The sequence below is a fragment of the Paenibacillus bouchesdurhonensis genome (genome assembly GCF_900155685.1).
Classification (GTDB): Bacteria; Bacillota; Bacilli; order Paenibacillales; family Paenibacillaceae; genus Fontibacillus; species Fontibacillus bouchesdurhonensis.
The window spans coordinates 38205-61571 of the sequence record NZ_LT732547.1; the positions used below are offsets into that span (position 1 = coordinate 38205).

The window sequence follows — 23367 nt, forward strand, 5'->3', positions numbered from 1 at the left end:
ATGAGGACATTAATAATAAAGCACACGGTGGCTTGGAGGAAATATCTCCAGCCAAACGTGTGCTTATGTTTTCTAGCGCAGGGAGGCTATTCATGCTCATAAGGGGCTTGCCGAACGATAAGGCGGTGCGTCTCTGCCGAGAAGAACGGTCAGTCCGAGCAGAGTTACGACGATGGTCGCTCCCATATCGGACATGACGGCGATCCAGAGGGTAAGCCAGCCTGGAATCGTCAAGAGCAGGGCGATCAGCTTCAAGGTAAGCGAAATCCCGATATTCCAGACGATGACACGGCTTACCTGTCTGGCAACTTTAATGGCGCCGGGGAGCTTCCCGAGATGATCCTGCATCAGCACGATATCGGCGGTCTCCACTGCGGTATCGGTGCCTTTCCCCATGGCGATTCCAAGGCTTGAAGCTGCCAGCGCGGGAGCGTCATTGATGCCGTCTCCGACCATGGCAACACACCAGTTTCCGGACAACTCGCGAATCCGCTCTACCTTCTGCTCGGGTAGCAGACCGGCGGCCCAATCGGTTACGCCTGCCTGGGCAGCGACTGCTTTGGCAGATTCCACGTGATCGCCTGTCAGCATGATCGTATGGGCTATGCCGTTACGGTGCAGATCGGCAATTACGTCCGGACTTTCCGGTCTGAGTTCGTCGGCCAGGCCGTATAAGCCAAGCACACAGCTCTGGTCGGCGATTAAGACCACGGTGAGCCCTGCAGCCTTTAGCTGGTGGAGGTCATGCAGGATCTGCTGCCGCGCGTGCTCCTCTAGCGATACTTTTTCTAATATTTCCTCACTGCCAGCCCAGTAACGAACGCCTTCGATCTCCGCAGACAGACCGACCCCGGGAAGTGTTACGAGCTCAGCAGGCTGAGGTAGGGATGCGCTTGAAACTCCATGTGACTCTGTTTGGCGTACGATGGCTTCGGCAAGCGGATGCAAGGAGCCTGCCTCCATGGCTGCAGAAATGCTATGGAAACGAACGGCATCGTATACGATCTCCTTCATGACAGAAGGGCGCCCTATCGTCAAGGTTCCCGTTTTGTCGAAGGCAACGGCATTGATTTTGCCAAGCTGCTCCAAATGCACGCCCCCTTTCACAAGTACTCCATTTCTCGCGCATCTCGTCATTCCGCTGACCAGTGCAATAGGCGAAGAGAGAACAAGAGCGCACGGGCACCCGACGATGAGAATAGCCAGTCCCTCGTAGACCCATTTCATCCATGGCTGTCCGAACAGCAAAGGAGGGACAAGCACGACGAGGGCAGCTATGATCATAATGGCAGGCGTATAGTATTTTGCAAATTTATCAATGAACAGCTCTGTTGGCGTTTTCGTATCCTGCGCCTCCTGCACCAGATGCATGATTCGGGCAAGGGAGGAGTCCTCGTAGGCCTTATCGATCCGTACTCTTAATAATCCATCTGTATTAACGCTGCCGCCAAAGACATGATGTCCCGGTTCTTTGGGTGCTGGAATGGATTCGCCCGTGATTGCCGCCTCGTCAACGGCGCTATGTCCTTCCATAATCGTTCCGTCGGACGGTATTTTCTCACCTGCGCGTACCAGAACCATATCGCCGACTTTCAGGCTGGCAATGGGCACTGCCATTTCACCATTGAGGGTAATGAGCACGGCTTGCTTCGGAGCAGCGCTTAGCAGCGTCTCCATTGATTTGCGAGCCCGGCTCATTCCGTAGCCCTCCAGCAATTCATTCAAACCGAATAAAATGGCAACCAGCGTAGCTTCCTTCCACTCCCCGATTAATACGGCACCAACCATAGCCACTGTCATCAGCGTATCCATATTGAATTTCAAGCGGGTTAGATTGCGCAGCCCCCGAATAAAGGTGGAATATCCGCTGAGAGCTATCGATGACAGATGCATGAGGATGAGGACGCTATCCGGCATCAATGAACCCAGGATGAAAGTGGCTATATAAAGAGCGGTGGCTATGCCAAGCAGCCATTTTCCTAAGCGGGTATCCGCATGGTCGTGGCTATGGCCGTGACTAAGCTCCTCGCTGGATCCGTGAACGTGTCCATGTTGATGTCCATGTGCGTGACTGTGCTCATCCTGGCCGTTACTGCGGACAGCTTCCCCGTCGGCAGGGGGAGCGCTCTGTTCAAGCGGGGATACTAACGTAGCTCCGTCACGTTTCAGAATTTTTTCAACACGGGTAAGATCCACTTTTGGAGAGACGAGAAGCCGGCCGCTATTGTAAAGAAGGGATGCATTTTTCCCATGCTCGAGCCTCTGGATTTCCTCCTGCATTTCTCGGGCGCAATTGGCACAGGAGAGACCTTGGATACGATATTCAATATGGGAAGCCGCCGTATCTCCGCTTGAAGCAGTATGAGTTTGGGGTTTACTCATGGCAATTCTTCTCCTTCTGGTGCTCAAGCGTCATTGTTATTAGCGTTTGGATGTGATGATCCTTTAAGGAGTAGAACACGTTCTTACCTTCCTTGCGGGACTTCGTAATGTCCATTTGCCTCAATAGACGTAAATGATGAGATGCTGTGGCGACTGAGCTATTAAGTATAGAAGCGACATCACAAACACAGAGCTCCTCCTTCTGCTGCAATAAGTAGGCGATTTTCATTCGATTGGGATCGGACAGCGCTTTGAACATTTGCGCCATGCCGGAGATGTCTTCCTCGTTGAGGCTCTCCCGGAGTTCTGCTGTAATATCATTGAGCATGTGGGAAAGCTCGCCAACTTCGGCTTGGATTACTAGAGCGGAATTTGCCATATGTAAAAGACCTCCTTTAGAAATAAAGAAGCAACATTCAATCATTCGTTTGGTTGTTTGGATATAGTATACTTCCCGTTGGTCATGATATTCAAATGCTCGCTTGAATGTGAAGGGGTAACAGCAGCAGAAAGCAAAAAAGCGCCGTAATGGCGCGCTTGTTAGCATGCAGAAGAGACTGAAGATTCTTGGGAAAAGGGTTGGAATATCTCAGAGCTAAACAACAGCATAATTAATGCAACTAATTATTTTTATTAATTGCTCAACTTTCGCAGTTAAATCTGTAAAGACTTAATGTAATTTAATTGGTTAGAGTTGGGATTCGTCGATGGAATTGACGATGTAAGCATGTCGAAGTCTTATGAGCTGCTTTTATGTCGATTTCGTTCATAAGATCGAGCAGTTGCTGCTAAGCAGCCCCTCAGTCCGACATAGGAAGGAGGAAGTATGAAAAACCGCATACAATCACTCCTTTTACCCCCTGTTCCAAACGAAAAAGAACTTAATCTTTGGTCTATGTGCGCCCGCATTAACGAGTACGGCTTCATTGCCCAACAAAGTTTCGTCAAGCTGTTAATCTCCTCACTTTCAAACCAACGATACACTTAGATTCAAGCCTTTTTCTCTGCGAAAGTTGACCTGATTATTTAAATGCCGTCACATTTTTATGGAGAAGCGGAACAAACGGATTGTCTCGGAGGAAAAAGCGCCAAGGCTTGTCAGCATACTCCTCGGCGTAGGCAATATTAATGCGTGGCGTCTGCATAATGGCGTCGTTTGTGAGCGGTCGTCCCGCTTCAATCCATAACGAACCCTTCGGCCCTAGGAGGGACTGGCAGTTTAGCGATTTATCGATGCGAAGCGCGCGACAAAGCTTGCCGGGGCCGCCGGATAAATCCACTGGCTTTTTTGCCGCCGCATTTCGGTATTTACGCATTAGAGCTTCATCATCCGGAGTCAAAGGCTCGACGGCTCGGATCAATACGGCTTGCGGATCATTGATAGCCCCAGTGACGACATTAAGGCAATGGTACATGCCATAGATGAGGTAAATGTACGCTACGCCTCCTTGACTGAACATCACTTCCGTTCTTGCCGTTCTTCTCCCGCCGTAGGCGTGGCTTCCTTTATCCTCGATCCCCCCATAGCTCTCGGTTTCGACAATGCGGCAGCGAATATCCCCATCCTCGGTATGACGTACGAGCGTATGCCCGATTAACCGTGGCGCCACTTCCAAAGCCGGCATTTCGTAGAATGCAGGGGGGAGTGGTGATCCTTCATGATATTGAGAAAATATTAAGCTCATGATATGTGATCTCCTTATCTATACGTCACTTCACGTCATTTCCATGTTACAGCATGACGTATTGCTAGTCCATCCACCAGCGTTTCAGATCACTCCACCACGAACGGCTCTCGGGTTTATCTTCGACAGGAACTGGCTCGGGCTCGGTTTGTCCATGTTCATTGCAGGCTTCTGTCGGTTCAGTGCCCTCGATGAATACCTCCATCTTTTTATTAGGACAATCCTCTGTCGCAAGCTTCCCTGTTGCGGGATCGAGATATACGCTAACGACCCCGTCGGGAATAGGGAAAATCTTTGGAGGCACCTTCTCCAATGCCTTCTCCGTATACTTGGCGAAGATCGGCGCTGCTTTCCGCGATTCAGTCGTCCCTAGTGTTTTCCCCTTGTCGTAGCCGACCCAGACGGCTGTTGATAGCTCTGGGGTAAATCCTACCAGCCAGGCATCGGAGCTTGTTGTGCCGGTTTTGCCGGCAACCGGGCGCTTGATGTCCGCCGATACCCGGCTGCCGGTTCCCCCGGCCTCGAATACGCTCTCCAGCAAATGGGTCAGCACATAGGCAGCGGCGGGCTCTACGACTTGCTCGGGTGCCGAGGAAGGAGCCTCATATAACACGCGCCCCTCGTCATCCGTAATTTTTAAGACGGCGACGGGTTTGACCTGTTTTCCTTGATTACTGATTACGCCGAATGCGGCAGCCATCTCAAAAGGGCTGATCGGCGATGTACCTAGCGCCAAGGAAGGAACGGCATTCAGCGGGCTTGTGATGCCCATCCTCCGGCCGAGCTCAATGACTTGGTCAGCTCCAACCGTTAGGATCGTATTGACGGCATAGATGTTATCCGAGGCGGCTATAGCCTGCCGCATATCGATCTCGCCCAAATATTTATCGCCGAAGTTTTTGGGACTGTATGTCTTTCGGTTGTTGTCATAATGAAACAAAGTCGGCTGGCTTGCGAACTTGCTGGCGCTCGTCATTTTACGTGAGGACAACGCGGACAGGTACATGATCGGCTTGAAGGTAGAGCCAGGCTGACGGGTAGTCGCGAAGACATGGTTGTACTGGCTCCGCACGTAGTTTACACCGCCGACGAGGGCTTTGATATGGCCGCTGCGTGGATCGATGGAGATCAGGGCGGCCTCCAGCTCAGGCGATTCCTTAAGCTCACTGGCTACAGCAAGCTCGGCAGCTTCCTGCGCTTCCATATCCAAGGTGGTATATATCTTAAGTCCGCCATGCTCCAGCAGACTTTCATCAAAGCCAAGTTCGTTGATGATGACATTTCGGACGTAATCACGAAAATAAGGAGCCTTGTCCCCGGTCGTCCGCAGCTTTTGAGACTTGAAGTGAAGGATTTCATCATGGGCCTGCTCTGCCTGCTGCTCAGTAATATTCCCCGTCTCCACCATGGCATTTAAAACGAGGCGTTGGCGATCCTTCGCATTCTTCATTTGATTGAAGGGAGAGTAATAAGTAGGCCCTTTAGGCACGCCGGCGAGCATGGCGCTTTCAGCCAGGCTAAGCTGTTCTGCGGATTTGCCGAAGTACATTTGGGCTGCAGCCTCAATGCCGTAAGCGCCATGACCGTAGTAAATTTCGTTCAGGTACATTTGCAGGATTTGATCTTTATCCAGCTTCATTTCCAATTGAGCGGTATACATCGCTTCCTTGATCTTTCGAGACCAGGTGCGTTCATGCGACAAATACAGGTTACGGGCAAGCTGCTGCGTCAATGTGCTGGCACCCTGTACGTTATTCATTTCCCTTAAATTGACGAGAATAGCTCGGGCCATGCCTTTGGGGTCAAAGCCGAAGTGATCGTAGAACTGCCGATCTTCCACCGATAGCGTCGCCTGAATCAAATATGGTGAAATATGATTCAGCGTTACGCCCGAACGACTCCGATCCGTGCTGGCAAAAACAGCGATAGCCTCCCCATCGCGGCTGAAAAGCTGCGAGTTCCGGTCAGAGTAGGCAAGGGGCAGATCGGATTGATACAGATAGTATAAAAATGCCCCGGAGGCGACGATTACGGTTAACCCGCAGACCAGCAGCAGTTTCATCATAAATAATTTGCCGCGGCGGGAGCCCCGTTTGCTGCTGCGGACAAGTCTTTGCATAGCCTTTAGTCGCCTCCAGTCATTGTAAAGTTCGCAATTGATGCGGTTACTGTTAAGTATGGGAAAGTTTAGGGGAGATATTCACGGCTGCGGCGTGATGAAAATCATTTTTGCGAATTTCCGTAAACAGTTGCATTTTCACCTTGTTTTAATATAATCAGATTTGTTTGGTACAATAGGAAGAGAAACTTTGCAAGAAGTGAATCTGGACAGCCCCCGGCCTCCGGTATGGGTTAATATGACGGCTAAACACTATTCTAACGGGAAAGAAGGGTTAAACGATGGAATTGTGGTTTACGGAGAAACAGACGCCCGTCTTTGGCATTACGGCAAAAATTCGGGAAACATTGGTGAGAGAGCAGACGGATTTTCAAGATTTGGCGATCATTGATACCGAAGAGTTTGGACGAATGCTGGTGCTTGACGACATGGTCATGACGACGGTGAAGGATGAATTTGTATACCATGAGATGGTGGCTCATCCAGCGTTGTTTACACACCCAGATCCGAAGCATGTGCTTGTTGTTGGCGGCGGTGACGGCGGCGTTATTCGGGAAATTATGAAGCATCCGAAGGTGGAGAAGGCTGTTCTTGTGGATATTGACGGGAAAGTCATTGAATATTCAAAGAAATATCTGCCGGAAATTGCCTGTGAATTGGACAACCCGCGGGTTGAGGTTCAAGTGAATGACGGCTATATGCATATTATTGAGAGCAAGAATAAATACGATGTGATCATGGTTGACTCGACGGAGCCCGTGGGGCCTGCAGCTCCGCTCTTTGAGCGCGGATTTTATCAAGGGATTTACGAGGCGCTGAAGGATGACGGCATTTTCGTGGCACAGACCGACAATCCTTGGTTCAAGGCCGATTTGATTGAAAAAGTGAACAAAGACGTGAAGGAAATCTTCCCGATCGTACGCGTGTATGGCGCTAACATTCCGACGTATCCGAGCGGTCTGTGGACCTTTACGATAGGCAGCAAAATCCATGATCCCTTGCAGGTGGATGAGAACCAAATTCCGGAGATCGATACGAAATATTACTCGCCTCGTTTGCACAAAGCTGCATTCGTATTGCCTAAGTTCGTAGAAGATCTCGTGAAGTAGGGAGGGCTTGCCATGAAATTGGATCAGGCTTATTCGGGTAACGTGTTTATTTGCAGTTCTGATTCGTATGAAGACGCCAAAGCGGTTATTTACGGGATGCCGATGGACTACACGGTCAGCTATCGCCCAGGCTCGCGGTTTGGCCCTGCGCGCATTCGCCAAGCATCCGTCGGCCTAGAGGAATACAGCCCTTATTTAGATAAGAATATTTTGGATGCCGTTTATTTTGACGCGGGGGATCTGCTGCTGCCTTTTGGCAACGCCGCTCGCAGTCTTGATGTCATTGGCGATTATGTTCGCGGTTTGCTGGCAGATCATAAGTTCCCCATCGGTCTGGGCGGAGAGCATCTGGTCAGCTGGCCAGTCATCCAAGCGATGTACGAGGAATATCCGGATTTGGCCGTGATTCATATCGATGCTCATGCTGATCTTCGCGATCAATATGAAGGGGAGCCGCTGTCCCATTCTACGCCGATTCGCAAAGCGGCTGAATTGATGGGCGGCAAGAATATCTACCAATTCGGAATCCGTTCCGGTTCGAAGGAAGAATTCCTTTACGGACGCCAGAATATCAACTTCCATCCGTTTGATGTGGCAGCACCGCTGAAGGCGGAGTTGCCGAAGATGGGCTCGCGTCCGGTGTACGTTACGATTGATATCGATGTGCTCGATCCATCCTGCGCCCCGGGCACAGGAACTGCCGAGGCAGGCGGAATCACATCGAAAGAGCTGCTTGAGGCGATTCATTTGATCGCCAGATCCGACGTAAATGTCGTAGGCTGTGACCTTGTCGAAGTAGCTCCGATTTACGACCCGACTGAGCAGACTCAGATCGTGGCTGCAAAACTGATTCGTGAAATGCTTCTCGGCTTCGTAAAATAGCCGAAAGAGCGCTTGGCATATTTCAGTTATCTGAGAAATGAAATACCCTGCTGCGTGATCAACCGCAGCAGGGTATTTTTGTTAAGTAAACTGTATGTCCTTGGAACTAATTTGCTTCAGGGGTGAGAAATATTGGCAACCTTTACCCGTTTAATGCGTCTAATCACTTGGAATTTGAATTATTTACATAGCGTATAAACTAGCGACAAGTGATAGGGCACCATCCAAGGCTTAGAGATCATTTACTGAAATATGACGTTCTAGTATTTCGCTTTGCAGGTGAACAACATATCGACACATGGCAGTTAAGGAGGAAAAATGAACAAACATAACAATCGAAAGGGCTATTTATTAGCAGGTGTCTTGATCGTACTGGCAGCGATCCTTATTATTGGGGTCGTAATACTGCAGGAACAGGATAAGCTGCTGAAAACTACAAATGCGGCGGTGAACGATGCACTTAATTCTGCACTGATGGTGGAAGAAGAGCCTTCAGGGCAGCCGACAGCTTCGTTAGAAGAAGATCGAGCGGGAGAAGAAGACTCCCCTTATTTGCTCGATCATCTTCCATTTAAGGAGGAGGAGGTAGGTTCCATCTCGGTTATTCACAGTGGTATCAAAACGGAGGTTCCGACTGAGCGTCACTATGTAGTTTTGCAGTCTTTGCGGTTCACGGATATGCAAGCGGCTGTAACGGAGACGGCTTCTTCATCCGAGCAGATCATTTTACAGTTCAACTTGACGAATCAGCGGGTCATTGAAGTGCTTTATCGTTTGGATAATAACGCTTTTGAAGCAGCAGGCGAGGCTTACTATGCCGACGATCAGATGCTGCTGATGATGCACGGGCTGCTCAGACCGGAATCTGAGCTGGGTGTATACGATACTTTTGAGGAAAGAGCCAGGCTGGAAATGGAGCAGCTTGTAGAACTGAGTGAGCCACAGGGAATTGAACGGGAGCAGATTGCGGTAGATGGCTTTATATATATCGATTGGGAAGAACGCCTGAGAATGGAGACAGCCGACTGGGAGATTCCTTACTACGATCACGCCACCGGCGAAGTTAGAGAAGCTCGCAAGTTCAAGGGCGGGATCATTCAGTTGAACAACAGGATTATTTTCAATGACAGTTCTCATGAAACGCCCGATGGAGTTAAGGTCGGCTTAACAGCAGCGGAGGTCACAAATAAGCTTAAGGCCGACGCGAGAAAGCTGCCAAGCAAATGGAGCTACAGGTCGGGGGATTATTTCCGCTTCCATCTCCATTTCGACAGCTCGAAGGTCAAATATATGGTATTAAGTCAGCCGCTTTAATCGTTTTAATAAGGATCGAGAGATATTTAGGGAAGACACCACTCGCGCGAGTGGTGTTTTCGTTTAGAATAGTAGACATGATACTGCTGAAATCAGCGGGAAGGGAGTTATAAATGCAAAGAGTAATGCTGCTTGGCTTGCTGTTGTCTCTGCTGTTATCGTCCTGCGGATCTAGTAAGTCAACGGTCGTACCGGAGGAGGGCATAACATCGGGTATTGAAGAAAACAGGGATTACGAGGTTGCGGCTTCGCGTCTAAACAGCCCTTGGGCTATGGAGTTCTCAGGTGAGAGTACATATGTTAGCGAACGCGACGGATATATTGTAAAAATAAACGGGAGCGAGACAACGAGGCAAACGGTGAATTTGAACCGGCCCGTAAGTCAGTTATCCGAAAGCGGTTTTCTAGGCTTTGTTTTGTCCCCGGATTTTAAGAACTCCAATCTGGCCTATGCCTATCACAGCTATCAGGAGGCCGGCGCTATGATGAACCGGATTGTTAAATTGGAGGAGCGGGATGGGGAATGGCATGAGATAGAGGCGCTGCTTGAGGGCATTCCTGGAAATATCGTGCATGATGGTGGACGGCTCGCCTTCGGGCCTGACGGCATGCTGTATGCAACGACAGGAGATGCCGGACAAGGAGAGCTGGCTCAGGATTTGAACAGCCTCGCGGGCAAAATACTGCGACTCACCCCAACGGGTGCCGTGCCGGAGGATAATCCCTTTCCCGATTCCTATGTTTATTCTTATGGGCATCGCAATCCCCAAGGTCTGGGTTGGGATCAGACAGGTCGCATGTTCAGTGTTGAGCATGGCCCTTCAGGCGAGCCCGGAGGGCATGATGAGCTCAACCTCATCGAGCCGGGCGGTAATTATGGCTGGCCGAACATGATTGGAGATGAGACGGAGGAAGGAATGAAGCCTCCTTTGTATCATACCGGGGATAATACCCTGGCTCCGTCAGGTATGGCGATCGATGAAGAGGGTTATATCATTGTTGCGGGATTGGCTGGAGAGAAGCTTGTACGGCTTACGCCCGAAGGCGAGAAGGCGGAGGTACTGCTGGAGGGTGAGGGCCGAATTCGGGACGTGCGCTTTTATAATGGGCGACTTTACGTAATTACGAATAACACGGATGGGCGGGGAACTCCCCGAGAAGAAGATGATCGCCTGCTGAAGCTAAAATATTGAATTGCACCGATGAACTGGATATAGTAGTACAATAAGAAAATGTTGCAGAACAGGCTATGTGGATGGAGAGGATAGGGGTGCCTAACTGGAAGCCAGCCATCATCGTCATCAATAGCAGGCAGGGCGATGAGGCGTCAGAACAGCGAATCAAGGGCGAATCCTTGATCAAGGGAAGCGCGGTATATGTTAGATATATCGAGCCTGAGCCAGGCCCTACGGGAGGTACGACGCGGGCTATGGTAAAAATATTGAAGGACGAGCTGAAAATCATGCGGCACGGCGAAGTGGAGTCCGAGCAGACGTTCCAGCAGGGGAGGCGGCTGCCGGGGTTCTATAGATCTCCCTATACGAGGTTTAATTTATCTACCGATACGAGCAGGCTGGAATCTCGCTTGGATGGTTCCTTCGGCGTTGTGACCTGGGAATACGACCTGCTGGTTCATGAAGAAACGACCGGACATTTTGTAATCAGTTTACATATACAGGAGGAAGTTTAAAATGACAGTTAATCCGTTAGAACAAATCAATCAGTCCGTGAAGGAAGCGATTCTCAACGCCGTCGTAGCCGCAGGCCTGGCGGCTCGCGATGAGGTGCCCGCTATTGTATTGGAAGTGCCAAAGGATAAAGCGCACGGAGATCTTGCAACGAATGCTGCCATGCAGCTCACTCGGATTGCCAAGAGAAATCCGCGTCAAATTGCGGAAGAAATCGTGAAGCATATCGATTATGAGCAAGCAGGGGTCGAACGGGCGGAGATTGCCGGGCCGGGGTTCATTAACTTTTTTCTCAGCAAAAGCTATCTGTATCCTGTGTTGGAGCAGATTTATACGCAGGGTGAAAATTATGGCCGTGTGAAGCTGGGGGAAGGCAAGAAGGTGCAGGTCGAGTTTGTTAGTGCCAATCCTACGGGCAGTCTGCACTTAGGCCATGCGCGCGGGGCGGCGGTCGGAGACGCTCTGTGCAACGTGCTGGACTACGCCGGGTATGAGGTTACCCGGGAATACTATATCAATGATGCAGGTAACCAGGTTGTTAACCTCGTGAAATCAATCGAGGCCAGATACTTGCAGGAACTGGGCCAAGACGTGGAAATGCCGGAAGACGGATATCACGGCGAGGATATTAAAGGCTTTGCAAAGGAGCTGGTCGCCGAGCAGGGAGACGCGCTGTTGTCTCTTGCGCCTGTCGAAAGAGAGGCTTTCCTGCGGAAATACGGATTGGAGAAGGAACTGGACAAGATTAAACGCGATCTGGGCCGCTTCCGGGTAGGATTTGATGTCTGGTTCAGTGAGACTTCTCTTTATGTGGACGGTCAAGTAGAGAAGTCACTGGAGGAGCTGCGTTCCAGGGGGCGGACTTATGAGCTGGATGGAGCGACATGGCTTAAATCGACGGAATACGGGGACGACAAGGATCGGGTGCTCGTGAAGAACGATGGTACGTATACTTATTTGACGCCTGATATTGCTTACCACCGCAATAAATACGAGCGAGGCTTCGATCGGATGATCAACATTTGGGGAGCCGACCATCACGGCTATATCCCGCGTGTAAAAGCGGCTATGGAGGCTCTTGGCAAGGATCCAGACAAGTTGACGGTGCTGATTGCTCAAATGGTCAGTCTGTTCCAGGACGGCGAGAAGGTGAAGATGTCCAAGCGGACGGGCAAGGCCGTCACGATGGTTGATTTGATGGATGAAGTCGGCGTCGACGCTATCCGCTATTTCTTTACGATGCGGAGCATGGATTCCCATTTGGATTTCGACATGGATCTTGCGATTTCTACATCTAATGAGAACCCGGTTTATTATGTCCAATACGCGCATGCGAGGATTTGCAGTATTTTCCGTCAGGCTGAGGAGCAGGGGATTGCAATCCCGGCGATTCAGGATGTGAAGCTTAACAAGTTGACTGCGGAGCATGAGTTCGATTTGCTGCGCAAGCTGGGAGAGCTGCCGGAGGAAATCAGCATAGCAGCGGAGAACTTTGCGCCGCATCGACTGGTGCGTTATTTGTACGAGCTGGCGGCCCTGTTCCACAGCTACTACAAAGCGGAGCGCGTCATCACTGAGGACGCGGAGCAAACCGCTGCGCGGCTGGCACTGCTTGGCGCCGTGCGCACGGTGTTGGCCAATGTGCTGAAGCTGATCGGCGTATCCGCGCCGGAACGGATGTAGCACAGCCATTGGCTGGCGGCCCGCCAGCAGCGAATTATTGCACTGCGCACAAGATTAGTGCGCAGTGCTTTTTGCTGCAAGGCGATGGCCGACCAGCGCGTGCCATGCTGCCGGGCTCTGGAGAGGCCCTCTTCGCATTGCTGAAGAGGGCCTTTATGCGCTGCGCGTCTTATGCCGCGCTAGATCCGCCCGCGCCGCTCAACCCTGCCGCGTAGCAGGCGCACTGCGCTTACCTCGCCCGGTCTTGACCGGGCACGAGCCTGGGCGAGAGAGAGCGGCTTAGCCGTGCGGCGCAGACGGCGTTTGATCTCGCCCGGGGTAAGATTCGGGCGAGCGGCAAGCAGCAGGGCAATAGCCCCGCTGACATGGGATGTTGCCATCGATGTGCCGCTCATTTCACGATGCCCTCCGCCGAGCCAGGAGGATGTTATTTTCTCTCCGGGGGCGTAAATGTCAATATAAGGCCCCGAATTGCTAAAAGCAGCGATCTTTCCGTCCCGGTTCGTAGCTCCGACGGAAATGGTCTGGGCATACTTTGCCGGATAATCAGCGGTACGCTGTTTTTTGTCGTTTCCTGAAGAGGCGACAATGACAATGCCTGCCTCATGCGCTTTATTGACAATATTTTTGAGTGCGACACTTGTCGATTTCATGCCGAAGCTCATATTAATAATATGCATACCGCTTCTGACACACCAGTCGATCCCTAGAATAATGTCGGAAACATATGCTGAGCCGTTATGATCAAATGCCTTGACAGGATATATTAATGAACGTGGGGCAACACCGATCATTCCTTGTGCTCCGCCAGCCGCTGCGATCGTTCCCGCGATATGAGTGCCGTGTCCGTTATCGTCATGAGGTAGGTTAGCCCGATTCAACAAATGGATGCCGCGGGCTAGAGAATAACGCAAATCAGGGTGACTATAATCAGCTCCTGTATCAATGACGCCTATACGGATACGGTGCCCCGTTGAGAAGGACCATACATCGGGGGCTCCGATGCGCTTAACGCCCCAAGGGATATCGGTAGCGCGTTCTTTCGTGGAGGAAGCCGGAGAATGAACCCTGATGGTGGAGTCACTTTCGATATATAATCCGAGTTCCGCGAAAGCTGTAGAATTCGGGAGCCGTAGGGGGCAGAGCAGGGCTTGGAGCAGAGACGATGAGCGAATTAATCGAAGCGCGGGATATTTACGTCGATACTTCAACAATTGACGGAGGCACTCGCTGTAGTGGCCTGAATGCATGAATCGGACGATATGCCGTCCGCTTTTTCCGGAGGTGTCGATGGAATCACTCAACAAGCGCAGTAATTTGGCGTAGTCCATACATGATATCCTCCTGAGTTAGCGTGTTGGAGTATATTATGATGGTGTCGTTGAGCGGGAGTGGGGAAGTGACCCTGTTCCAAAGGAAATGGGCAAACAGGCTTCCTACAGACTGATTCGAAGCCTTCTTTGCTTGCGAAGCGGCATACTAGTCTACTCTTCCGCGAACCTAAGCGTTTTGAACTCTTACTTTTTAGAAAAAAAACTAAGAAATATAAAGATCGGCTCTGAAGTCGCGTGTCAAAGGAAAAAAACAGACATAGGATGAAGGGAAGGTTCTTCGGAGTCTTCATGACCAATCCGGAAAAAGACATTGCTTTTTCCGGGTAGGATACAGTCAGGAGACGGTGAACGATTCGTTCCCGTCTTTTTTTAATTGGGCGCATATTTTGCGGTTTATAAACGTTACTTGATTTGGACACGTTTTGACCACACTATTAAACTTGACATACTAATACCAAATAGGTTTTACTTATGTGTGATATGGATATGTTAGTTAAGGAATCAATTTACATATTGGTTTCAGCATCCCGTATTGTGACTTTGCGCGAGAGGAAGTGTCCGCTGGTGAGCACCCCACTTAATTTGAAAATCGACCCGGAGAAAGTTCATGAAATTCCGATGGTTGACTTGGCCTTTTTGATTTTAAAAGCGGCGAATACACCGTATTATTACCGCGACCTGATGAGCGAGGTAGCTAAGATCCGCAAAATGTCGGAGGCAGAAATCAATGAAGCGATCGCTCAATTGTATACGGAGATTAACATCGACGGTCGTTTTGCTTGCGTCGGCACCAATTTGTGGGGCTTGAAGCGCTGGTATCCGATTGAGAAGTCTGAGGATCCTGTGGCGAATGCAAAGCGTCCACGCATCATTAACGATGATGACGACGACCTGGAGGATGAAGATTTCACCGACGAGGAAGAAAGCTTCGCTGACGAGGAAGAAGATTTTGATGCTGTCGACGAGGAAGATGAGGATGAACTGTTCTCAGATGACGAGGAAGATGAGGTCGATGAGGTTGAAGACGACTCACTGATTGATGATGAAGAGCTTGATGAGGATGACGAGAACTCGGATGAAGAAGAGGAAGAATTCGAGGACGAATACGACGATAAATAGGGCGTCTCCATCACCTTGTGCTCTGCACAATATTGCCACAATTGTAACCTCCTGAAATGCTCTCTTCTTTACTTGACAGGGGAGAAGCGAACGGGTAAACTATTGCATGGGCTTATGATTCAAACCTATAAATATGTTCTAAATTAAAAAGTGCCCCGACCTATTCGGGTGTCACTTTTTTGTTTTTTTATGCCTTTTTTAGCTATGTTTCGTGGGCTATTGGGTTACGCTATGATCTGAGTCGCCTGAATTTCTGGACTATTATGTAGGAGGTTTTTAGACTGTGGCAAAATATATTTTCGTAACAGGCGGGGTTGTATCCTCTCTCGGAAAAGGGATTACGGCCGCTTCACTCGGCAGGCTGCTTAAGAATAGAGGTTTAAAGGTAACGATCCAGAAATTCGATCCTTACATCAACGTGGATCCGGGTACGATGAGTCCTTACCAGCATGGAGAAGTGTTCGTCACGGACGACGGGGCCGAGACAGACCTTGACCTCGGTCACTACGAGCGCTTCATCGACATCAATCTGTCTAAGAACAGCAACATAACGACAGGTAAAGTCTATTCCTCTGTCATCGGCAAAGAACGCCGCGGGGAATACCTCGGCGGAACGGTTCAAGTTATCCCGCATATTACGAATGAAATCAAAGAGCGTGTGTTCGTGGCTGGTCGCGAGACGGGCTCGGATGTGGTTATTACGGAGATCGGCGGAACGGTGGGCGATATCGAGAGCTTGCCATTCCTGGAGGCGATCCGCCAAATTAAGAGCGATGTTGGCCGCGACAATGTTATGTACATTCACGTCACGCTTATTCCATATATCAAGGCTGCTGGCGAAGTAAAGACGAAGCCGACCCAGCATAGCGTCAAAGAGCTTCGCAGCATCGGCATTCAGCCGAACGTGATCGTATGCCGCACGGAGTATGAGCTGTCCGAGGATATGAAAGCAAAGATCGCTCTCTTCTGCGATATTGATGCCAACGCAGTCGTAGAGTGCCGCGATGCGGATACTTTATATGAAATTCCTCTTAATCTTCAAGAGGAAGGTCTGGATGAAATCGTCGTTAATCATTTGAAGTTAAATGCTCCCGCTCCTGATATGAGTGAATGGGAGAAGCTTGTTGAGCGGATTAACAAGCTGGAGAAGACGGTTGAGATTGCAATCGTCGGCAAATACGTAGCGCTGCATGATGCATATTTGAGCGTCGTTGAATCGTTGTCCCATGCCGGATTTGACAATAATGCCGAAGTGAAGGTGCGTTGGGTGAACGCGGAGGACATTACCGCTGACAACGTAGCCGAGCAATTGAAGGGCGTCGGCGGCATTCTTGTGCCTGGCGGATTTGGAGATCGCGGCATCGAAGGTAAAATCACGACGATTCGTTATGCTCGCGAGCAGAAGATCCCATTCTTCGGAATTTGTTTAGGCATGCAGGTGGCCGTCGTTGAAGCTGCCCGCTCGTTGGCGGGTCTAGAGGGGGCTAACAGCTCGGAGATCAATCCGGCTACGCCGCATCCGGTCATCGATCTTCTGCCGGAGCAGAAAGATATCGAGGATCTGGGCGGTACGATGCGTCTTGGCTTGTACCCATGTAAGCTTGAGCCCGGCTCACTGGCAGCGCAATGCTACAAAGCAGATGAGGTGGAAGAAAGACATCGCCATCGTTACGAATTCAACAATAACTATCGTGAACAGCTTGAGGCAGCAGGTCTTCGCTTCTCGGGGACGTCTCCGGATGGCCGCTTGGTCGAGATCGTAGAGCTTCCTGATCATCCATGGTTCTTGGCCGTTCAATTCCATCCTGAATTTACATCTCGTCCGAACCGGCCGCAGCCATTGTTCCGCGAGTTCGTGAAGGCTTCGATCAAGCATAATTCTTAATATTTTCATCGAGAGTTTGATCGGTTTTATACACTTTTCCTCCACAAAATATAGACAATTTTCTGCATGAAGGAAATTGCGAATGTTTTTAAGTATCTTTTTACCAAATTAGAAGGGTTTTCCTAAATCGAGGCGAATTATACCTATTAGGAATTACAAGGGTTAGACTTGTAGGAGGGTGTCTCAGTGGAAGAGAAGAAAGTGTTAATTGTCGATGATCAGAACGGAATCCGTATTTTATTGATGGAAGTGTTCAGCAGCGAAGGTTATAAGACGTTCCAAGCTGCCAACGGCAAAATGGCTTTGGAAATCGTCCGCAGTGATTCGCCGGATCTGGTGCTTCTCGACATGAAGATCCCTGGCATGGATGGACTCGAGATATTGAAGCATATCAAGGAGGTCAATCCAGCCATTAAGGTTATCATGATGACAGCCTATGGCGAACTGGATATGATCAAAGAAGCGACAGAGCTCGGTGCATTGAGACATTTTACCAAGCCTTTCGACATTGATGAAATGCGTACGGCGGTAAATATGGAGCTTAAGGGCGGCGCTGTTCATTAAAGCGGGGAGTACAATTCAGAGGGTCGTCGGCGATTCCTTTAGATACTCCTGTGTTTGAATTTAATATGTCAAGAAGACAACCTCCTTTGGGTTATGCGGAACTCATTTCGCGTAATCGTTTTAAAGGGGGTTTCTTTTTTCCTTATACTGGGTAAGACTATCAGGGAGATTGTCCGAGATTTTTTGTTGCGTTTTCATGAGAAGAGCCTCGATCCATCTTCACAATCAGGTGCAGATAGCTCCCTTTTTTCTTGCATAATTTCATAAACAGTAGGAAAAGCTTCAATAGTATTTTTGTCGGGTTGTGTTATAATAATTACGTGTGAATGTCGGCAAAATGAATACAAACAAACGTCCTAGGAGGATTGGAGCCATGCCATTAGTAAGTATGACAGACATGTTGAACAAAGCTCTTAAAGGAAAATATGCAGTGGGCCAGTACAACATTAACAACTTGGAGTGGACACATGCGATTCTTGAAGCTGCTGAGGAAGAGAAATCACCGGTAATTCTTGGTGTATCCGAGGGTGCGGCACGTTACATGGGTGGATTTAATACCGTTGTAAAAATGGTGCAAGGTCTTATGGAAGACCTGAAAATTACCGTTCCTGTGGCGATTCATCTTGACCATGGTTCAAGCATCGAGAAATGTAAAGAAGCGATCGATGCTGGGTTTACTTCTGTTATGATCGATGACTCCCACAGCCCAATCGACACGAACATCGAAACGACAAAGGCTGTCGTTGAATATGCGCATTCTAAAGGCGTATCCGTTGAAGCTGAAGTAGGTATGGTCGGCGGACAAGAAGACGACGTCATCGGTGAAGTGATGTATGCGAAGTTGGATGACTGTATCCGCATCGTGAAAGAGACAGGCATTGATACGCTTGCGCCAGCTCTTGGCTCCGTACACGGCCCTTACAAAGGCGAACCGAACCTTGGCTTCAAGGAAATGGAGGAAATCTGCAACGCGGTTAGTGTTCCGCTAGTTCTGCATGGCGGTACAGGTATTCCGCTTCATGACATTAAGAAGGCTATTTCCCTTGGTACTTCCAAAATCAACGTGAATACCGAGAACCAAATGTCCTTCTCGAAAGTAGTTCGCGAAGTTCTTGCCGAGAACACTGAAGCTTACGATCCTCGTGTGTTCCTGAAACCTGGCCGTGAAGCGATCAAACAAACAGTCATCGGTAAAATCCGCGAGTTCGGTTCCAACAACCAAGCATAAGCTATCAACTCTAGGTACGGTTTTCAATTTATAATTAAAGAGAGACACCGCGAATTCGCGGTGTCTTTCCTATTTCATTGCAGAAGTGGTATTATGGATAAGAATCGCTCAGCTATTGAGCGAAAGTATCAATGCCTAATGGATTGATGGAACTATTTTCGGCTTCAGGGGGATCTTCTTCTTATGGAAAAATTAATGATTCATGGCGGACGCCCGCTTAGGGGAACCGTTCAAATCAGCGGAGCCAAGAACAGCGCGATTGCGCTTCTTCCTGCCGCCATTTTAGCGGAATCGGAAGTAGCTCTGGATAATTTGCCTCATCTTAGCGATGTGGCGGTGTATACGGAAATACTGGAGGAGCTTGGAGCAAAAGTGACCTGGACAAACGGCCAGATCAAAATTGACCCGAGTGAGATCCGATCTATACCGATGCCTAACGGCCCAGTGAAGAAATTGCGTGCCTCTTATTACATGATGGGTGCCATGCTGGGGAGATTTGGCGAGGCTACGATCGGGCTGCCGGGAGGTTGTAATTTTGAACCCCGTCCGATAGATCAGCATATTAAGGGATTTGAGGCGCTGGGAGCCACGGTAACAAATGAGCACGGTTCCATTCATCTTAAAGCCAAAGAGCTGCGAGGGGCCAAGATATATCTTGATGTTTGCAGCGTTGGGGCTACGATTAATATTATGCTGGCGGCTGCAAGAGCCAAAGGCTCCACAATTATTGAGAATGCGGCGAAAGAGCCTGAAATTATAGATGTTGCTACACTGCTGAACTCGATGGGTGCCAGCATTAAGGGCGCGGGAACGGAGACGATCCGGATTGAAGGGGTTAAGGAGATGAGCGGCTGCCGCCATTCGATTATCCCTGACCGGATTCAAGCGGGTACTTATATGATCGCCGCAGCTGCTACCCGCGGCGATATGATTATCGATGGGGTCATTCCAAAGCACCTAGAGGCGCTTACGGCGAAATTGATTGAAATGGGTGTCACCGTTGAAGAGATGGATGAGTCAATTCGCGTTCTTGGCGCGCATCGATATGAGCATGTTGACGTGAAGGCTTTGATCTATCCTGGCTTTCCAACAGACATGCAGTCTCCGATGACAAGCCTGCTTACGCAAGCAGAAGGGGTCAGCGTGTTAAGTGATTTTGTATACAGTAATCGGTTTAAGCATGTACCCGAGCTCGTGCGAATGGGCGCGAAGATCCGTGTAGAAGGCCGCTCGGCTATTATTGAAGGCGGAGAGCTCAATGCGGCTAAAGTTAAGGCAACCGATCTTCGGGCCGGAGCGTCGCTTGTCATTGCAGGGCTTACCGTCAAGGAAGGGATTACGGAAGTATCCGGCGTCGAATTAATCGATCGCGGTTACGATAATCTGGTGACTAACTTACGTGCACTCGGGGCGGATGTGTGGCGTCAGGCAGAGTAGAAGTTCTCTGCCTGACGCATAATTTTGTGGCAACCGGGTAATATTAATAAAATGCGTCTATCATTTTTCCTGTTTATAGATTTATACTGGTTTCATAGTGTGATAGATAATGCTTGAAATGATTATTCAAAAATATGCAAAATGAAAAAATTGAATAGGTGGTATACTATATGGATTTACAAATTGCCGACTTGGAAGAAATGAAACTGACGGAGCTTTATAAGCTGGCGAAGCAGTATCAGATTCCTTATTACGGACAGCTCAAGAAGAAGGAACTGATCTTTGCGATCTTAAGGGCTCAGGCAGAACAGAGCGGTCTTATGTTTATGGAAGGCGTACTGGAAATACTGCCAGAAGGCTATGGTTTTCTTCGTCCGATCAACTACTTGCCGAGCACCGAAGACATTTACATCTCAGCTTCCCAAATACGTAAGTTTGATTTGAGAACAGGTGATCTGGTATCTGGCAAATGTAGAACGCCGAAAGAAAATGAACGATACTTCGGACTATTGCAAGTGAATGCCGTTAATGGAGAGAATCCGGCTATTGCCGCCGAACGCCTGCATTTCCCGGCACTAACACCTCTTTATCCGCAAAGCAAGCTCGTGCTTGAAACAACCCCTAACCATTTATCCACTCGTATTATGGATGTTCTAGCCCCTGTTGGACTTGGACAACGCGGTTTGATCGTAGCACCGCCTAAGGCGGGCAAGACGCTGTTGCTTAAAGAAATCGCCAACAGTATTTCTACTAATCATCCCGAGATTGAGCTATTTGTGTTGCTTATCGATGAACGCCCGGAGGAAGTTACGGATATGCAGCGTTCGGTAAAGGGGGAAGTGATTGCTTCCACATTCGATGAGCTGCCAGAGAATCACATTAAGGTAGCCGAGCTTGTGCTGCAGCGCGCGCTTCGTTTGGTAGAACATAAGAAAGACGTTGTTATCCTGTTGGATAGTATTACTCGTTTGGCTAGAGCGTACAATCTTGTTGTTCCGCCTTCAGGACGTACGCTGAGCGGGGGGATTGACCCTGCAGCCTTCCATCGCCCGAAGCGGTTCTTCGGTTCGGCGCGGAATGTGGAAGAGGGTGGAAGCTTGACGATTCTAGCGACAGCTCTAGTAGATACGGGTTCTCGTATGGACGATATTATTTATGAAGAATTTAAAGGCACAGGCAACATGGAGCTGCATTTGGATCGCAAACTGGCCGAACGCCGGATTTTTCCGGCCATCGATATTCGCCGTTCCGGCACAAGACGGGAAGAAGTGCTCTTAACGAAAGAGGAATTGGATACGATCTGGTCGATTCGCAAAAATATGAACGATTCCTACGATTTTGTGGAGGGTTTCTTAAAAAAGCTGCGTGACAGCAAGACTAACGCGGAGTTCCTCGCTTCCTTTGACACCGCTGGCAGTACTTCAACATCCAGCAGTGGAAGCGGTGTGCGCCGTTCGCCGCGTCCCGCCACACCATCCGGATCCGGATCGGGCTCAGGGTCATAATAATATACGCCTGACGTCATGAAATAGCTTAAGAATGGCCGTACTGTAAGGCAAAGAGGAGAACGACATGTATTTAGTATATGCAGATAAACAAGGGCAAGTCTTTGATCATCCCTCGCTGTATGGACTAGCTCGCAGCGCGGATATGATCGTTGAGATTTTAGAGGATGAACTGATTCCGTTGCCAGAAGGGGCAACGCTGGTAGGCCTACCTTCAACAAGGCCAATCGGAATGGATCCTGCTACCGGGGAGATGATGCCCGTTCCTGGAGATGTGCAGGCTGTAGGAGCATTGCTTCCGCAGGGCTTCACCCGTCTTTGCCTTCCCGGCTATGTAAAGACGGACAAGGAGTATAAGCTTCCGCTGTTCGGATATTCTGCGGTTGTATGGAAGGATGGCCAATTTTATGTAACGGCTCGATTATCCGATGATCCCGAGAAATGGAATCCTTTGAACTGCGACCCGTTTGAGCTAAAGAGCCAAGTCAAGGCGTTAAGAACGAAATACCCCGATAACCGTTTGTACGAGCATTTATCCAACTGTGCGCTAGGATACGAATGCCTAACTGCTTCCAATACGTTCTTGAATCGTTGGGAAGGAGCGGTTCCAGTGTCTTATTCCTGCAACGCTGGCTGCTTTGGCTGTATTTCAGAACAACCGGACGACAGCGGTTTCGTCGCCCCGCAGACGCGAATGAACTTCCGTCCCCGATTGGATGAGCTAGTTGAAATCATGCTGGAGCATTTGCAAACGTCGGAGTCGATTATTAGCTTTGGCCAAGGGTGTGAAGGAGAGCCTTCGACGCAAGCCAAGCTGATTATTGAAGCGATTCGCGAGGTTCGGCGTCAGACGGATATGGGGTATATTAACATCAATACGAATGCTGGCCTGAGTGACCATATTCGCGGCATTGTTGATGCGGGACTGGATTTAATGCGTGTCAGTACGATTAGCGCGCTAGACGATCATTATAATGCTTATTACAAACCGCGCGGATATACGCTGGCCAATGTGGAGAAATCGCTTCGCTACGCTTCGGATCAAGGCGTATATACGTCGATCAACTATTTAATCTTCCCGGGTGTGACGGATCGGGAGGAGGAAATTGAAGCGATGATTGGATTCGCACGCCGTACGAAGCTTCGCCTGATCCAGCTTCGCAATCTTAATATTGATCCCGAAAGTTACTTGGGGCTTATTCCACCAGCGAAAGGCGATATATTCGGCATGAAGCAGGCGATTGAAATATTTCAGCAAGAATTGCCTGACGTAGTCATCGGCTCGTATACGCATGTTCCTCCGGCCGAATTAGCCCGCGTAAAATTGCGGAGATAAACCTCATATATTCCAATTGCGCGACAAAACATCGCGTGATATAATCACTTTATGTGTCATTTATAACTCTGTGCACGCTTGAGGCCCAGGGCGGAAA

18 protein-coding genes are annotated in these 23367 nt (G+C 49.5%); 13 read left to right on the forward strand and 5 right to left on the reverse strand.

Translation table 11 applies throughout. The features are described 5' to 3' along the window. Positions 1–96 precede the first annotated feature (96 nt). From CZ379_RS00310 to CZ379_RS00325, 4 genes are all read right to left on the reverse strand, one after another. Positions 97–2382, reverse strand: coding sequence for a heavy metal translocating P-type ATPase (locus CZ379_RS00310; RefSeq protein WP_110929779.1), 2286 nt, complete (start codon positions 2380–2382; stop codon positions 97–99). Then, the gene (locus CZ379_RS00315; RefSeq protein ID WP_234404802.1) at positions 2375–2710 is read right to left on the reverse strand and encodes an ArsR/SmtB family transcription factor; all 336 of its coding nucleotides are present in this window, start codon (positions 2708–2710) and stop codon (positions 2375–2377) included. The genes CZ379_RS00310 and CZ379_RS00315 overlap by 8 nt, the downstream gene beginning before the upstream one ends. A 694-nt stretch (positions 2711–3404) precedes the next feature. Further along, positions 3405–4067 carry a DNA-3-methyladenine glycosylase gene (locus CZ379_RS00320; RefSeq protein ID WP_110929781.1) on the reverse strand — a complete coding sequence of 221 codons (663 nt, stop codon included), beginning with the start codon at positions 4065–4067 and terminating at the stop codon, positions 3405–3407. A 64-nt stretch (positions 4068–4131) separates the two neighbouring features. After that, positions 4132–6186 (reverse strand): transglycosylase domain-containing protein, encoded by a 2055-nt coding sequence (locus CZ379_RS00325; protein ID WP_110929782.1) that lies wholly within the window; start codon positions 6184–6186, stop codon positions 4132–4134. 281 nt (positions 6187–6467) lie between these two features. On the opposite strand from CZ379_RS00325, the gene speE reads away from it, so the two are divergent. The 6 genes from speE (at position 6468) to argS (ending at position 12862) form a co-directional block, all read left to right on the forward strand. Beyond that, complete coding sequence (gene speE / locus CZ379_RS00330) at positions 6468–7295, forward strand: polyamine aminopropyltransferase (RefSeq protein ID WP_110929783.1); 828 nt, start codon at positions 6468–6470, stop codon at positions 7293–7295. A 12-nt stretch (positions 7296–7307) separates the two neighbouring features. After that, positions 7308–8177 (forward strand): agmatinase, encoded by an 870-nt coding sequence (gene speB / locus CZ379_RS00335; protein ID WP_110929784.1) that lies wholly within the window; start codon positions 7308–7310, stop codon positions 8175–8177. Positions 8178–8495: 318 nt separating this feature from the next. After that, the gene (locus tag CZ379_RS00340) at positions 8496–9491 is read left to right on the forward strand and encodes a hypothetical protein (protein ID WP_110929785.1); all 996 of its coding nucleotides are present in this window, start codon (positions 8496–8498) and stop codon (positions 9489–9491) included. Positions 9492–9604: 113 nt separating this feature from the next. After that, the gene (locus CZ379_RS00345; RefSeq protein WP_110929786.1) at positions 9605–10684 is read left to right on the forward strand and encodes a PQQ-dependent sugar dehydrogenase; all 1080 of its coding nucleotides are present in this window, start codon (positions 9605–9607) and stop codon (positions 10682–10684) included. 77 nt (positions 10685–10761) lie between these two features. Then, a complete protein-coding gene (locus CZ379_RS00350) occupies positions 10762–11181 on the forward strand; it encodes a YwiB family protein (protein ID WP_234404757.1) in 420 nt (139 codons plus the stop codon). Between the two features lies 1 nt (position 11182). Then, the gene (argS, locus tag CZ379_RS00355; protein WP_110929788.1) at positions 11183–12862 is read left to right on the forward strand and encodes an arginine--tRNA ligase; all 1680 of its coding nucleotides are present in this window, start codon (positions 11183–11185) and stop codon (positions 12860–12862) included. A 179-nt stretch (positions 12863–13041) separates the two neighbouring features. Here argS and CZ379_RS00360 read toward each other — a convergent pair whose 3' ends face one another. Then, the gene (locus tag CZ379_RS00360; protein WP_110929789.1) at positions 13042–14193 is read right to left on the reverse strand and encodes a S8 family peptidase; all 1152 of its coding nucleotides are present in this window, start codon (positions 14191–14193) and stop codon (positions 13042–13044) included. A gap of 567 nt (positions 14194–14760) precedes the next feature. Here CZ379_RS00360 and rpoE point away from each other — a divergent pair. From rpoE to CZ379_RS00395, 7 genes are all read left to right on the forward strand, one after another. Next, positions 14761–15315: a DNA-directed RNA polymerase subunit delta gene (gene rpoE / locus CZ379_RS00365; RefSeq protein WP_110929790.1), complete on the forward strand. Its 555-nt coding sequence runs from the start codon at positions 14761–14763 to the stop codon at positions 15313–15315. Between the two features lie 283 nt (positions 15316–15598). Beyond that, positions 15599–17200, forward strand: a complete 1602-nt coding sequence (locus tag CZ379_RS00370) for a CTP synthase (protein ID WP_110929791.1) — start codon at positions 15599–15601, stop codon at positions 17198–17200. A gap of 186 nt (positions 17201–17386) precedes the next feature. After that, the gene (locus CZ379_RS00375; RefSeq protein WP_110929792.1) at positions 17387–17764 is read left to right on the forward strand and encodes a response regulator; all 378 of its coding nucleotides are present in this window, start codon (positions 17387–17389) and stop codon (positions 17762–17764) included. Between the two features lie 373 nt (positions 17765–18137). Next, complete coding sequence (fba, locus tag CZ379_RS00380; protein ID WP_110929793.1) at positions 18138–18992, forward strand: class II fructose-1,6-bisphosphate aldolase; 855 nt, start codon at positions 18138–18140, stop codon at positions 18990–18992. Between the two features lie 183 nt (positions 18993–19175). Beyond that, positions 19176–20429 carry a UDP-N-acetylglucosamine 1-carboxyvinyltransferase gene (locus CZ379_RS00385; RefSeq protein ID WP_110929794.1) on the forward strand — a complete coding sequence of 418 codons (1254 nt, stop codon included), beginning with the start codon at positions 19176–19178 and terminating at the stop codon, positions 20427–20429. Between the two features lie 170 nt (positions 20430–20599). Then, positions 20600–21934 (forward strand): transcription termination factor Rho, encoded by a 1335-nt coding sequence (gene rho / locus CZ379_RS00390; RefSeq protein ID WP_110929795.1) that lies wholly within the window; start codon positions 20600–20602, stop codon positions 21932–21934. Positions 21935–22001: 67 nt separating this feature from the next. Continuing rightward, positions 22002–23270 (forward strand): radical SAM family protein, encoded by a 1269-nt coding sequence (locus tag CZ379_RS00395; protein ID WP_110929796.1) that lies wholly within the window; start codon positions 22002–22004, stop codon positions 23268–23270. Positions 23271–23367 lie beyond the last annotated feature (97 nt).